This window comes from Dyella sp. (assembly GCF_036568765.1).
In the GTDB taxonomy this organism is placed as follows: domain Bacteria; phylum Pseudomonadota; class Gammaproteobacteria; order Xanthomonadales; family Rhodanobacteraceae; genus GSA-30.
This window is the reverse complement of record NZ_DATCRY010000130.1, coordinates 15,841-28,346: the sequence shown is the minus strand read 5'-3', so window position 1 is coordinate 28,346 and position 12,506 is coordinate 15,841. Positions and strand designations below refer to the sequence as shown.

At 60.1% G+C, this 12,506-nt stretch carries 13 protein-coding genes; all 13 read left to right on the top strand.

The features are described 5' to 3' along the window. Positions 1–19 precede the first annotated feature (19 nt). The 13 genes from VIM98_RS09440 to VIM98_RS09380 all read left to right on the top strand — a co-directional run bounded on the left by VIM98_RS09440 (position 20) and on the right by VIM98_RS09380 (position 12,418). A complete protein-coding gene (locus VIM98_RS09440; protein ID WP_331992847.1) occupies positions 20–631 on the top strand; it encodes a flavodoxin family protein in 612 nt (203 codons plus the stop codon). 141 nt (positions 632–772) lie between these two features. Continuing rightward, a complete protein-coding gene (locus VIM98_RS09435) occupies positions 773–1,390 on the top strand; it encodes a cytochrome c3 family protein (RefSeq protein ID WP_331992846.1) in 618 nt (205 codons plus the stop codon). Beyond that, on the top strand, positions 1,378–4,302 hold the full coding sequence (locus VIM98_RS09430; protein WP_331992845.1) for a TAT-variant-translocated molybdopterin oxidoreductase: 2,925 nt from the start codon (positions 1,378–1,380) through the stop codon (positions 4,300–4,302). The genes VIM98_RS09435 and VIM98_RS09430 overlap by 13 nt, the downstream gene beginning before the upstream one ends. After that, positions 4,302–5,645 carry an NrfD/PsrC family molybdoenzyme membrane anchor subunit gene (nrfD, locus tag VIM98_RS09425; protein ID WP_331992844.1) on the top strand — a complete coding sequence of 448 codons (1,344 nt, stop codon included), beginning with the start codon at positions 4,302–4,304 and terminating at the stop codon, positions 5,643–5,645. The genes VIM98_RS09430 and nrfD overlap by 1 nt, the downstream gene beginning before the upstream one ends. Further along, a complete protein-coding gene (locus VIM98_RS09420) occupies positions 5,642–6,169 on the top strand; it encodes a DUF3341 domain-containing protein (protein WP_331992843.1) in 528 nt (175 codons plus the stop codon). Before nrfD ends, VIM98_RS09420 begins: the two co-directional genes overlap by 4 nt. Continuing rightward, entirely contained in the window at positions 6,166–6,759 is a 594-nt protein-coding gene (locus VIM98_RS09415; RefSeq protein WP_331992842.1) for a cytochrome c, read from the top strand. The genes VIM98_RS09420 and VIM98_RS09415 overlap by 4 nt, the downstream gene beginning before the upstream one ends. After that, positions 6,756–7,811: a hypothetical protein gene (locus VIM98_RS09410; protein ID WP_331992841.1), complete on the top strand. Its 1,056-nt coding sequence runs from the start codon at positions 6,756–6,758 to the stop codon at positions 7,809–7,811. Before VIM98_RS09415 ends, VIM98_RS09410 begins: the two co-directional genes overlap by 4 nt. After that, positions 7,808–8,152: a hypothetical protein gene (locus tag VIM98_RS09405; protein WP_331992840.1), complete on the top strand. Its 345-nt coding sequence runs from the start codon at positions 7,808–7,810 to the stop codon at positions 8,150–8,152. Before VIM98_RS09410 ends, VIM98_RS09405 begins: the two co-directional genes overlap by 4 nt. Next, positions 8,149–8,934, top strand: a complete 786-nt coding sequence (locus tag VIM98_RS09400; protein WP_331992839.1) for an SCO family protein — start codon at positions 8,149–8,151, stop codon at positions 8,932–8,934. The genes VIM98_RS09405 and VIM98_RS09400 overlap by 4 nt, the downstream gene beginning before the upstream one ends. Then, positions 8,907–9,863, top strand: a complete 957-nt coding sequence (gene coxB, locus VIM98_RS09395; protein ID WP_331992838.1) for a cytochrome c oxidase subunit II — start codon at positions 8,907–8,909, stop codon at positions 9,861–9,863. The genes VIM98_RS09400 and coxB overlap by 28 nt, the downstream gene beginning before the upstream one ends. Continuing rightward, on the top strand, positions 9,850–11,472 hold the full coding sequence (locus VIM98_RS09390) for a cytochrome c oxidase subunit I (RefSeq protein ID WP_331992837.1): 1,623 nt from the start codon (positions 9,850–9,852) through the stop codon (positions 11,470–11,472). Before coxB ends, VIM98_RS09390 begins: the two co-directional genes overlap by 14 nt. Beyond that, on the top strand, positions 11,469–12,128 hold the full coding sequence (locus VIM98_RS09385) for a cytochrome c oxidase subunit 3 family protein (protein ID WP_331992836.1): 660 nt from the start codon (positions 11,469–11,471) through the stop codon (positions 12,126–12,128). The genes VIM98_RS09390 and VIM98_RS09385 overlap by 4 nt, the downstream gene beginning before the upstream one ends. Then, on the top strand, positions 12,125–12,418 hold the full coding sequence (locus VIM98_RS09380) for a cytochrome C oxidase subunit IV family protein (protein WP_331992835.1): 294 nt from the start codon (positions 12,125–12,127) through the stop codon (positions 12,416–12,418). The genes VIM98_RS09385 and VIM98_RS09380 overlap by 4 nt, the downstream gene beginning before the upstream one ends. Positions 12,419–12,506 lie beyond the last annotated feature (88 nt).

Below are 12,506 nucleotides of genomic sequence, written 5' to 3'. Positions count from 1 at the left end.
CACGCATGAGGCTTTACCGATGTCCCTGAAGGCTGTTGCGCTGAATTGCACGCTCAAGGCGTCTCCCGAACGATCGTCTACCCAAAAGCTGCTGGACGAAGTACTCGGAGCGCTACAGAACCATGGTGTCGAGTCGGTGTCCATTCGCCTGGCCGATTACGACATCAAGCCCGGCGTGCGTGCCGATGAAGGCCCGGGCGATGCGTGGCCCGGCATCCGTCGGCAGATCTACGATGCGCAGATCCTGGTGATCGGCACGCCGATATGGTTGGGGCAGCCAAGCAGCCTGGCAAAACGCGCGCTGGAGCGCCTGGATGCGGTGCTCGGAGAAGTGCAGGAGGACGGTCGTTATCCGACGTTCGGTAAAGTCGCAGCGGTCGCTGTCGTAGGCAACGAAGATGGCGCGCACCATGTCAGTGCCGAGCTCTACCAGGCGTTGGCTGACGTCGGCTTCTCGATTCCCGCCGGCAGTCCTGCGTACTGGGTCGGCGAAGCCATGGGCAGCAAGAACTATATCGACCTGCCACAGACGCCTGAGAAGGTGAGCGGCACCATCCAGACGCTTGCAAGGCATTGCTTTCATCTGGCCAGCCTGCTTGAGCGATATCCCTATCCAGCCAAGCAAGCGTGAACGGTATGTAGACACGCGCCTCCGATTTCGCGTGCACGACATTCATACTGTACTTGGCGTTCACCGCGTCGAATTTAAGGTAAGCGATCTGTAGAGCCGAATCGTGCGTCAATGGCCCAGGTCTTTTCCAGGCGGGCTGGATTGTACCTCCAGCTTGTCTTGCTCGCGTTGCTGGTTCTGGTCGTGTCGGGCGTCATTGCCTGGCGAGCCATGACTGCCGAGCCGAATGGTATGAATGAAACAGTGGATCAGCCGGTACCTTTCAGCCACAAGCATCATGTGGGCGATATCGGAATCGATTGTCGCTATTGCCACGCATCGGTGGAGACCTCGGCCTATGCGGGCATGCCGTCGATTGCCACGTGCATGACTTGTCACTCGCAGCTCTTCTCCGATCAGCCCATGCTCAGACCTCTGATAGACGCTTGGCAGAGCGGTGTGCCCTTGGCGTGGCGTCGAGTCAATCAACTGCCGGATTTTGTCTATTTCGATCATTCCATTCATGTTGCAAAAGGTGTCGGTTGTGCCAGTTGCCACGGTCGCGTGGATCGCATGCCCCTGATGCGCCGAACGCAACCGCTTTCCATGGCGTGGTGCCTGGATTGCCATCGTGACCCTTCGCTTCAATTGAGGCCTCGCGAGCACGTCTTCGATATGGCGTGGGCACCGCATGACACGCGTGCGTTGGGTGACGCCTTGGTGGAAACCTATCGTATCGATCGACGCAAGCTGATGGATTGCTCGATATGTCATCGATGAATGACGATTCCTGGGCGCCTTGGCGGGCGCGCCTTGCCGGGCAGCGAGGGCATCGCTATTGGCGTGCGCTGGAGGACTTGGCCGCCGATGCCTCTTTCAGGGAGCATGTGGCCTCGACCATGCCGGCTTGGTCGCAGGTGGCCAGCATGGATCGCCGTGGTTTTCTCAAGTTGCTGGGAGCCTCGCTGGCGATGGCCGGCCTCACCGGTTGTGGAAGGCCGCCCGAAGACAGCATCGTGCCGTGGCTGCGCATGCCGGAAGGGCAGCCCGATGCAGACGCGATTTTTTATGCGACGACGCTGTGCATGGCTGGCGAAGCCGTCGGCGTGCTGGTGCAAACCCATCAGGGACGCCCCACCAAGATCGAAGGCAATCCGCAGCACCCCGCGAGCGCCGGTGCGACAGGCCCGCAGCTGCAGGCAGCGATTTTGGACCTGTGGGACCCGGATCGTTCGATGACGCCCCGCCGGCTTGGCGACATCGGTACCTGGGACGCGTTTGCCGCCGACGTCGGTCAATGGCGGTCGCGCTTTGCATCGCACGGCGCTGGGCTGCGCATACTGAGCGGATCGATACGGTCGCCGACGCTCCAGGCACAACGTAAGGCGTGGCTGCAGCGGTTTCCCGGCGCGAAATGGCACGTGCACGAGGCTATCGACGATCGCCAGGCATTGGCCGGCGCACAGCAGGCGTTCGGCAGGCCTTATCGGTGCCGTTATCGCCTGGAGAAGGCGGATGTCGTCTTGTCGCTCGAAGCCGACCTGCTGGACGGAGGACCGGCGCATCTCGCTTATGCCTGGGGATTTGCGCAGCGGCGCGATCCGGAGCGCGGCACGATGAATCGCCTCTATGTTGTCGAAGGCACGCCATCGGCTACCGGGACGATGGCGGATCATCGCTGGGCGATAAGCTCCGCTCGCATCGGCGACGTACTCGTCGAGGTAGCTGTTGCCCTTGGCATGAAAGGTCTGCCGACTCTCACGCCCAGCGGTCTTTCACATGCTCGTATCGCCGCGCTTGCCCGAGACCTGCAGGCGCATCGCGGTCGAGGCCTTGTCGTCGTTGGTGCATGCCAACCGCCACATGTACACGCATTGGCCCATCTGGTGAATGCTTGGCTGGATAACGCCGGAAAAACCGTCGTATATATTTCGATCGATGACGCGTTGCCGGGCCTGGCCGAGCTCTGCCGCGACGCGCGAGCGGGACAGGTCGAAACATTGTTCATCCTGCAGGCCAATCCAGTCTACGATGCGCCAGCCGATCTCGACGTTTCGGCGTCGTTCGCCAAAATACGCCATACGGTGCATTACGGCCTGTATCGCGATGAGACGGCGCATATCTGCGAGTGGCACTTGCCAGCCTCGCACCCGCTGGAATGCTGGTCCGATGCTCAGTCCTGTGACGGCAGCCGAAGCATTGCGCAACCTTTGATTGCACCGTTATATGACACCCGTTCGCCGCATGAGTTGCTTGCGTTGCTTCTGGGCGATATCGAGCAGCGTGGACAGGCGATCGTGCGCAACCAGTGGAAAGCACTGGACGACACTGCGTGGATAGCGGCGCTACGTGCGGGAGTTCTTCCCGAGATGGAAAGCGATGAGCCGGATTTACCTGTCCCGGCAGACGAGGTTCTTCGGTCTTGGCCACTGCGACAGGGGCAAGCGACGGAGCTTGTTTTGCTCTGGCGACCAGATCCTTTTCTGCACGATGGAACCTATGCCAATAATGGCTGGCTGCAGGAGTGTCCACGCCCACTGACTCAGCTGACTTGGGGGAATGCGGCGCTCGTCAGCCCTGCGTTGGCTGCCCGACGCGGCTTGAATACTGGCGATCTGGTAACACTGAAGGTGCGCGGGCGAGCGCTTACCCTTCCGGTGTGGGTGATGCCGGGTCAGGCCGAGAGCGACATCACCGTACATTTGGGATACGGCCGCACTCTTGCCGGCCGCGTCGGCTCGGAAGTCGGCGCCAGCGCCTATATCCTGCGTACGCAAGATGCCCTCTGGATGGCCGCCGGTCTCGAACTGGTGCGAGCCGACGGGCATGTAGATCTTGCATCTACACAATCGCACGATCGCATGGAAGGAAGCGAGTCCGTGCGTTCCTCTTCGTTGACCGCGCTATTGGCAGGCGCCGCGATGGAGAGCGCGCCGACGCCGCCCAGTCTCTATGAAGCTACGCAGTCCGGCGACTATGCCTGGGGCATGACCATCGATCTGAATGCCTGTATCGGCTGCAAAGGTTGCACGGTAGCCTGCCAGGCGGAAAATAACATTCCTGTCGTCGGAGCGGACGAGGTGCGGCGCGGCCATGCCATGCATTGGATCCGCGTCGATCGATACTACGCCGGCTCGCCCGACGCGCCGGAGACAGTCCATCAACCTGTCCCGTGCATGCATTGCGAACATGCGCCTTGCGAACTGGTCTGTCCGGTAGGCGCTACCGTTCACGATAGCGATGGCCTGAATGTGCAGGTCTACAACCGCTGCGTCGGCACACGCTTTTGCTCCAACAACTGCCCTTACAAGGTGCGCCGCTTCAATTTCCTCCAGTATGCGGACCTGACGACCGAATCGCTCAAAGGGCAGCGCAATCCGGACGTGACTGTGCGCAACCGCGGCGTTATGGAGAAGTGTACTTACTGCATTCAGCGGATCGAAAAGGCCCATATCCAGGCTGACCGCGAAAATAGAGCCATTGCCGATGGTGAAGTCGTGACAGCCTGCCAGGCGGCGTGCCCGACGCGCGCCATCCAATTCGGCAATCTAAAGGACAGCGGAAGTAAAGTCAGGCGGACGCGGATGTCGCAACGACATTACACCCTGCTGGCCGAACTCAATACGCGCCCGCGCACCACTTATCTCGCACGCGTACGCAATCGACATCCCGATTTGGGCGAGGATGCGTGATGAAGACGTCTCTCCTGCCCAGGGGTGCTTCACCGGCGCGTATTTCCGCTGATGTCAGCGACCTTGTGCTCCGCCGGGCGCCAGGACGGCTATGGATGACCGGCTTCGCCCTGGCGCTTCTTTTTACGGGGCTGTTCGTCGCAGGCATCGTCCACCTTCTTTCGACGGGCATAGGCATCTGGGGAAACAATATTCCTGTCGCCTGGGCGTTCGACATCGCCAATTACGTCTGGTGGATCGCCATCGGTATGGCGGGAACCTTTATTTCCGCTGCGCTTCACCTGGCGCGACAGCCCTGGCGTGCGCCGCTCAATCGTTATGCCGAAACGATGACGGTGTTTGCGGTGTCGATTTCTGGCTTGTTTCCGATTTTCCACCTGGGTCGACCTTGGTTTTTTTACTGGCTTGCACCGTACCCAAATCGCATGGATCTCTGGCCGCAGTGGCGTAGTTCGCTGTTATGGGATTTCTTTGCCATCGTCGCTTACTTGATCGTTTCTCTGCTTTATTGGTATGTGGGGCTGCTGCCGGATATGGCGACCCTGCGCGATCGCGCGAGTCGTCGCTGGCAGCAGGTTTTCTATGGATTGCTGGCGATGGGGTGGCGGGGTGAGGTGAGGCATTGGCAGCGCCATGAAACCTTGAGCCTGCTGCTGGCTGGCCTTGCCGTGCCGTTGGTTTTTTCCGTGCACAGCATGGTGGCGCTGGATTTTTCCGAAGGGCTGCTACCCGGTTGGCACTCGGCGCTTTTTCCCCCGTTCTTCGTCGCCGGAGCACTGTTTTCCGGCTTTGCCATGGTTCTTGTTCTTATTATCCCGCTGAGGCGCTGGTACCGGCTGGACGCCTATATACGGCTCATCCATCTCGACCACTTGGCAAAGATGATGCTGGCTGCTGGCTTGGTCATCGATTACAGCTATGCCATGGAACTGTTCGACGATTGGTATGGGCAGGATCCCTATGCCATCGCTGGCGCAATGGCCAAGTTCCATGGGCCGTATGCGTGGGTGTATTGGATCACCATGGCATGCAATGTCGTGGCTATTCAGCCGTTGTGGTTCGAGCGGGTGAGAAACACGCCTTGGGCGTTGTGGGCCGTGGGAATCCTGGTTCTGCTCGGCATGTGGTTCGAACGTTTTCTGTTGATCGTCAACAGCCTGTTCCATGACTTCCTCCCGTCGAGTGCGGGTTTGTTTTATCCCACATTGTGGGACCTGGTGTTCCTGTTCGGCTCGATCGGTTTGTTCTTTCTGTTGCTGATGACGTTCGTGCGCGTGCTGCCGCTATTGTCCATGGTGGAGCTGCGAAAGCTGGCACATCGTCTGACGAGGCGGAGCGCATGAGCGGCCTCGAACGCTATGGCGTCATGGCAATCTTCGACAGTCCAGAGAGCCTGCGCGCGGCTATTCGCGCCGTCAGCGATGCGGGTTGCCGGAACGTCGAAGCTTATACCCCGTTTGCGGTCGAAGAGTTGGACGAAAGCCTGCCTTTTCCGCGGTCACGTCTGCCCTGCGTCATGCTGATTGCGGGCGCCGCCGCGATGCTTGGCATGTTGGCGCTGCAGTACTACTCCGCCGTCGTGGATTATCCCGTGCATGTCGGCGGTCGTCCGCTGGCCAGTTGGCCGGCCTTTCTGCCCGCTGCATTCGAAGTCGGCTTGCTTGCCGCTGCCGTGGCGGGTGTGATCGGCATGTTTGTCGGCAACGGCCTGCCGCGTCTGCATCATCCGGTTTTCGATGTCGAAGCTTTCGCGCGGGTCAGCCAGGACCGTTTTGCCTTGCTTGTTCGGGACCGCCGCCCGGTCGACGAGATTGCGGCTTGTCTTGTCGGCTGCGGCGCGGAAAGCATAATCGAGGTGCATCCGTGAAGCGCGCTCTGTGGCTGCTGCCGTTGGGCTTGCTGGCGGGGTGCGAGCGCGGCATGCACGACATGTACGATCAGCCACGTTTTCGTCCTGGATCGGCCAGTCAGCTATTTGCCGACCATAGCGCGGCGCGCAGACCGCCGGTCGGCACGGTGGCATATGCAGCCGGAGGTCTGGCGCAAAGTTCCGGCGGCCTTCTGGGCAAGACTCAGGCAACTGTTGCGAGGCCAGCGATAACGCTGGCCCTGATGCGACGGGGGCAAGAGCGTTACGAAATCTACTGCGCGCCATGTCACGGTCTGGCGGGCGACGGCGATGGTCTTGTGGCGCAACGGGGTTTCCCAGCGCCGCCCAGCTATGACCTGCAACGCTTGCGCGATGCGCCGGATGTGCAGATTTTCGATGCCATCACGAATGGCTATGGTGTGATGTATCCGTACCGCGATCGCATCGACACGCAGGATCGCTGGGCGATCGTGGCTTATGTGCGCGCCTTGCAGCAGAGCCGTCGAATGCCTGCCGATCAACTGGATAGCCGCGATCGTGCAGCCCTGGATCGTCTGGCTCCCGGCTCCCCAGGGGGCGGGCGATGACGGTGCGGAGATGGCGGGCAGGTTGGGCGACCGTTGCGGGCTTATCGTTCGCTGCACTTTATGTCGTCGGGCGCGGCGATGCGCGGCGCGCCTGGCTCGCTTACCTGGTGGCGTGGATGCCGATACTGGGCATTGCCTTGGGTAGCTTGTCATTGCTCATGGTGCACGCGCTGACCGGCGGCGCATGGGGACGGCGGCTGCAGCCTGCGTTTGTCAGTGGTGCGTTGTACTTGCCTGCAGCTTTGTTGCTTGCATTGCCTTTGCTGATCGCAGCACCGTCTATTTTCCCCTGGGCGCGACAGAATGCAGGAAAGGATTGGCCATTTTTTTACCTGAATCTGCCGTTTTTCTATGCACGTACACTGGTGTGTTTCGCATGCTGGCTAGTGTGGATGCGAGGCATCCTCGGTCGTTTACGCGATGCTTCGAGGCCTTGGCCAGGTTTCGCCGCTGCCGGCTTGGTGATGATGACAGTGACAGTCTCGCTGTGGGCGACCGACTGGATCATGTCGCAAGTCAGAGGTTGGCACAGCACGGCGCTCGGCGTGACCGTACTGAGCGCGCAATGGTTGATTGCGCTCGCGTTCGCCATAGTGCGGGATGCCCGTTGCAACGACACACGTTGTCCGCCGACACTCAGCCGGGACTTGGGCAGCTTGCTTCTGGTGGCCTTACTAGGGTGGGCCTATCTGGGATTCGTGGATTTCCTCACAGCGTGGATTGCCGATCTGCCAGCCGATACAGTCTGGTATCTACCCCGATTGACGACATCGTGGCGCTGGCTGGGCACGGGCATAGTCATTCTGAACTTTGTGCCTATCGTCTTGTTGCTGTTCAGCGCGTTCAAGTGCAATCCGCGCGCACTGGCGCGACTGGCCGGCGCGCTGGCGGTGTTGCAGGCGCTCTATGGGTTCTGGTTGATCCTGCCCGATGTGCATCCGCAGGGCATGACGCTCGGCCTGGTCGATCCGCTTGCCTGGATCGGCGTATGCGCGGGCGCCATGCTGGGACACGCCGCCTGGCGACAGCGATCATGGAGGTCGAGCGAATGATGCCGGGCCTGCGCCACGAACCGCATCGCGTAGATGTCACCGCTCTCTACCGTTGGTCCCTGCGACTGGCAGTATGCGTGATCGGTGTCGTTGCCCTGATGTACCTGCTTTGGCGACACGTGGCGCCCGAGGCGTTGCCCGTGCCGACATCGCCTCCTGGCCCGAAGCTGCAAGCCCATGCGTTGCAAGATCGTGCCCGTATACAAGCGACGCAGCGTGCGCGTCTGGAAGAATATCGTTGGTTGGACCGGGAACATCGTATGGCAGAAGTACCGGTCGAACGCGCGATGGAGATTGCAGCTTCTCGCGCTGCACATAAGGACGAGGTGGGCGAGCCATGAGGTGGGGCGCCGCTATCGGACGCCTCGGACTTGCATGGCTGTGCTTGTGGGTCTTTCTTGCCGCGACGTCGCCGCCGAAGGAACTGGATCGATTGGCAGGTTACGATCAAAGACTCGGTGCTTCGCTGCCGATGGAACTTGCCGTGATCGATGCGCAAGGGCGAACGGTACCATTGCGGGCAGTTCTCCATGGGCGGCCTGCCATTCTGGCGCTTGGATATTTCGATTGCCCGAACCTGTGCGATACCGTTCTGCAGAACTTGGCGCATGGCATAGCGGCGTCCGGCGATCGGCCGGGACAAGATATGCAGGTTATCTTCGCCAGTGTCGACCCGCATGACGATCCTGAGGCGGCACGCCATGCCATGCGGCAATGGGCTCTCCGCACGCCCGACGCGAATGTGTCGCGGTGGGCATTTTTAACGGGCGAAGGTGTCTCGCAGCTCGCGGCTGCTGTCGGCTTTCGCTATTTCTACGAAGCCCGGCTCGGGCAATACGTCCATCCCGCCGGCCTTGTCGTGGTCACGCCGCAAGGGCGCATCGCTCAGTACATGATGGGAGTCGATTATCCGCCTCGGACGCTGCATCTGGCGTTGGTGGAAGCATCGCGCGGGCAGCTGGGAAGCTTGACTGACCGCCTGGTGCTGCTGTGCTGCGGCTATGACCCATCCACGGGACGCTATTCGTTGCTGATCGGCAAGACGATGCGTGTCGCAGGCATGGCCTTCCTCGCGTTATTGCTGGGCGTGCTGGCATGGCTGCTACGGAGCAGGCGGACATGACGCCGCTGCGGCAAGCATCCTCGGTCGCGCCGGGCATCGATGCATTGTTCGACGCGATGCTCGCCTTGAGTGCGGTCGTGGCTGCAGGCGTCTTCGTTGCGATGACCGTGCTATGCATTCGCTATCGCCGCGGCAGCGCGGCCGATCGCCATGGCGCCGGGCAGCATGAATTCGGTATCGAGCTGGCCTGGACACTGATTCCATTCGGCTTGTTTGTCGGCTTGTTTGCCTGGAGCATCGGCTTATGGAGGCGTCTGCAGACCCCGCCGAGCGATGCGCAGACGGTTTATGTAGTGGCGAAGCAGTGGATGTGGAAGACACAACATGCGAATGGTCAGCGCGAAATCAATGCTCTGCATGTACCGCTAGGCGAGCCGATACGGTTGTTGATGACATCGGAGGATGTGATTCACAGTTTCTACGTGCCGGCGTTCCGCGTAAAGCAGGACGTGCTGCCGGGACGTTATACGCAGTTGTGGTTTACGGCAACGGAGACCGGGCGATTCGATTTGTACTGTGCGGAGTATTGTGGCTCCGATCATGCGACGATGCGCGGCGAAGTCGATGTCCTTCCACCGGCGGAGTACGCCCGCTGGTTGCGAGCCCACGCGGTACAAAGCCTGGCGTCGCGCGGCAGCCAGCTTTTCCGTCAACTCGGTTGCAGCGGTTGCCATGGGAGTCAATCGTCGGTGCACGCCCCGGATTTGAGCGCGCTCTACGGCAGCACGGTGGCCTTGTCGGACGGTTCGCATGTCATAGCGGACGATCGCTACCTGCATGATTCGATCATGCTGCCAGCCCGTGAGGTTGTGGCCGGTTACGCGCCCATCATGCCCAGTTACCAGGGACATATCGATGAGGAGGATGTGCTCGCGCTCATGGCTTTTCTCAAGTCCAGCGACGGAGGGCCTTCCCATGAGCAACCCTGATGCCAGCGGCATCCTGGCGCGGCCATTGGCCGGTGGCAGCTATCTTACGGAAGGTAGGCCCGGATTGTCGGGCTGGCTGGCGACGCACGATCACAAACGTATCGCCCTCCTGTATGGCGTGGGCATCACGTTCTTTTTTCTGCTTGGCGCGGTAGCGGCGGCACTGATCCGGCTCAATCTACTGACCCCGGCTGGCAGCTTGATGAGCGCCGAAACCTACAACAAAGCTTTCACCTTTCACGGGGTAGTGATGGTCTGGTTCTTCCTGATCCCCTCGATTCCGGCGACGCTGGGCAACTTTCTTTTGCCGCTGATGATCGGGGCTCGCGATGTCGCTTTCCCCCGGCTGAATTTATTCAGCTGGTATCTCTATGTAGGCGGCGGCTTGTTCACCATCGGTGCCTTGTTGCTGGGCGGGGTGGACACGGGCTGGACGTTCTATACGCCGTTCTCGACCATGTTTTCCAACTCGCATGTGATCCTGGCCGTCGTCGGCGTCTTTGTCGTGGGGTTTTCATCGATCCTTACCGGTCTCAATTTCATCGTGACCGTCCATACCATGCGCGCGCCGGGAATGTTCTGGTTTCGCTTGCCGCTGTTTGTGTGGGCCATGTATGCCACCAGTCTGGTGATGGTGCTTGCTACGCCGGTGCTGGCGATGACGTTGGCGCTGATTGCATTGGAGCGGCTGTTCGGCATAGGTATTTTCGACCCGGCGCTCGGTGGCGATCCGCTATTGTTTCAGCACTTTTTCTGGTTTTACTCGCATCCCGCCGTGTACATCATGGTATTGCCGGCGATGGGGGTGACCAGCGAGCTCATTACCTGCAGCGTGCGTCGGCGCATCTTTGGATACAAGTTCATGGCCTGGTCGATGCTTGCCATCGCGATCATCGGGTTCATGGTCTGGGGACACCATATGTTCGTTTCGGGACAGTCGATGTATGCGGGCATCGTGTTCTCCATCCTGAGCTTTATCGTGGCCGTTCCATCGGCGATCAAGGTTTTCAATTGGGTGGCTACGCTCTACAAAGGCGATATCGATTTTCGTGCGCCGATGATTTACGCCCTGGGTTTTGTCGGTCTGTTCATGCTTGGCGGATTGACTGGCTTGTTCCTCGCTGCGACTGCACTGGACGTAAACTTGACCGACACCTACTTCGTAGTCGCGCATTTCCACTACATCATGGTCGGCGGTACGGTCATGGCCTACCTGGGCGGTGTCCATTTCTGGTGGCCGAAGATAACCGGGCGGCTCTATCCGGAAGGTCCGGCACGGTTTGCAGCCTTGCTCATGTTCTTTGGCTTCAATATGACGTTCTTTCCGCAGTATCTGCTGGGCTACCTCGGTATGCCGCGTCGTTATCATGCGTATCCTGAGCCCTATCAATGGCTTAATGTCTTATCCTCTGCCGGCGCCTCGTTGCTCGCCATCGCTTATCTGATGCCGCTTTGTTATCTGGCGTGGTCGCTGCGGCAGGGGCGCCGGGCAGAGGCCAATCCCTGGAACGCGACGGGACTGGAGTGGACCGTGCCGTCGCCGCCGCCGACCACCAATTTCGCCTTGTCGCCGGTGGTTACCGAAGGCCCCTACGAGTACAGGTCATGACGGAAATGTCCGCTTCATCCGTAGCCGCGCGTGCCGATGCATTCGACGATATCGAACAACAGCGTGGTGCCTCCGTACTGGGTATGTGGGTTTTTCTGGCTACCGAGATACTGTTCTTTGGCGTTTTGTTCGCCGGTTACGCGATTTGTCGCATTCGTTTTCCTGAGGCGTTTGCGGCAGGCAGCCGGCAAACCGATTTTGCGATGGGCACGCTCGACACTGCGGTGTTGTTGTTCAGCAGTTGCCTGGCAGCTTTGGCCGTACGTAGTGTGCAGCTCGGCGCTCGCCGGTCAGCGGTTTGGCTGTTGATGGGGACGGCTTCACTCGGTTGTGCATTCCTGCTACTGCATGGCATTGAATATCATGACGAATACAAGCAGGGCCTGATTCCGGCGCTACGGTACGACCCGGCAGGCCATCCGCCCGTGGCGATGGCATTGTTCTTTTGCCTGTACTACGCCATCACGGGTTTTCATAGCCTGCACGTAGCGATCGGGGTGGTCCTGCTTGCGCGCTTGGCCCGGATGACCGCGCATGGCGCTTTCGATCGCGACTATTACGCGCCGGTGGAAGTCACAGCCCTATACTGGCATCTCGTGGATATCGTATGGATATTCGTGTATCCGCTGCTTTACCTGGTGGGGCGGGCAGGGTGAGCTCGCCGCCATCCACGCTGCGCAGTCATTGGGGCGCCTTGATAGCGCTGTTTATCCTGCTTGTTGCAACCGCGGCCTTCGCGTTGCTGCCGCTGGGCGCCTTCAACACCGTCGTAGCCTTGGGGATTTCCCTGCTCAAGATGCTGATCGTGATGGTGTACTTCATGCGTATACGCGAAAGCCATCCCTTTGTGCGTGTCGTAGCCATGATCGGCTTCATCTGGTTGGCGATGCTGGTGGGATTTTCGCTGACCGACTACCTGGCACGGCTACCTGTCGCTGTCGGTTGAATCTCAGGACGACTGTCGGGTGGGTTTCTTGCGCGGGTTGTTCTGAGGTTCGTGTGGTGTCTTGGCATCGGGCATGTGCTGGTGCTTT

Coding starts and splice junctions, on each gene's coding strand:
- VIM98_RS09440 (WP_331992847.1), top strand. CDS start 20: ATGTCCCTGAAGGCTGTTGCGCTGAATTGCACGCTCAAGGCGTCTCCC.
- VIM98_RS09430 (WP_331992845.1), top strand. CDS start 1,378: ATGTCATCGATGAATGACGATTCCTGGGCGCCTTGGCGGGCGCGCCTT.
- nrfD (WP_331992844.1), top strand. CDS start 4,302: ATGAAGACGTCTCTCCTGCCCAGGGGTGCTTCACCGGCGCGTATTTCC.
- VIM98_RS09420 (WP_331992843.1), top strand. CDS start 5,642: ATGAGCGGCCTCGAACGCTATGGCGTCATGGCAATCTTCGACAGTCCA.
- VIM98_RS09410 (WP_331992841.1), top strand. CDS start 6,756: ATGACGGTGCGGAGATGGCGGGCAGGTTGGGCGACCGTTGCGGGCTTA.
- VIM98_RS09405 (WP_331992840.1), top strand. CDS start 7,808: ATGATGCCGGGCCTGCGCCACGAACCGCATCGCGTAGATGTCACCGCT.
- VIM98_RS09400 (WP_331992839.1), top strand. CDS start 8,149: ATGAGGTGGGGCGCCGCTATCGGACGCCTCGGACTTGCATGGCTGTGC.
- coxB (WP_331992838.1), top strand. CDS start 8,907: ATGGCTGCTACGGAGCAGGCGGACATGACGCCGCTGCGGCAAGCATCC.
- VIM98_RS09390 (WP_331992837.1), top strand. CDS start 9,850: ATGAGCAACCCTGATGCCAGCGGCATCCTGGCGCGGCCATTGGCCGGT.
- VIM98_RS09385 (WP_331992836.1), top strand. CDS start 11,469: ATGACGGAAATGTCCGCTTCATCCGTAGCCGCGCGTGCCGATGCATTC.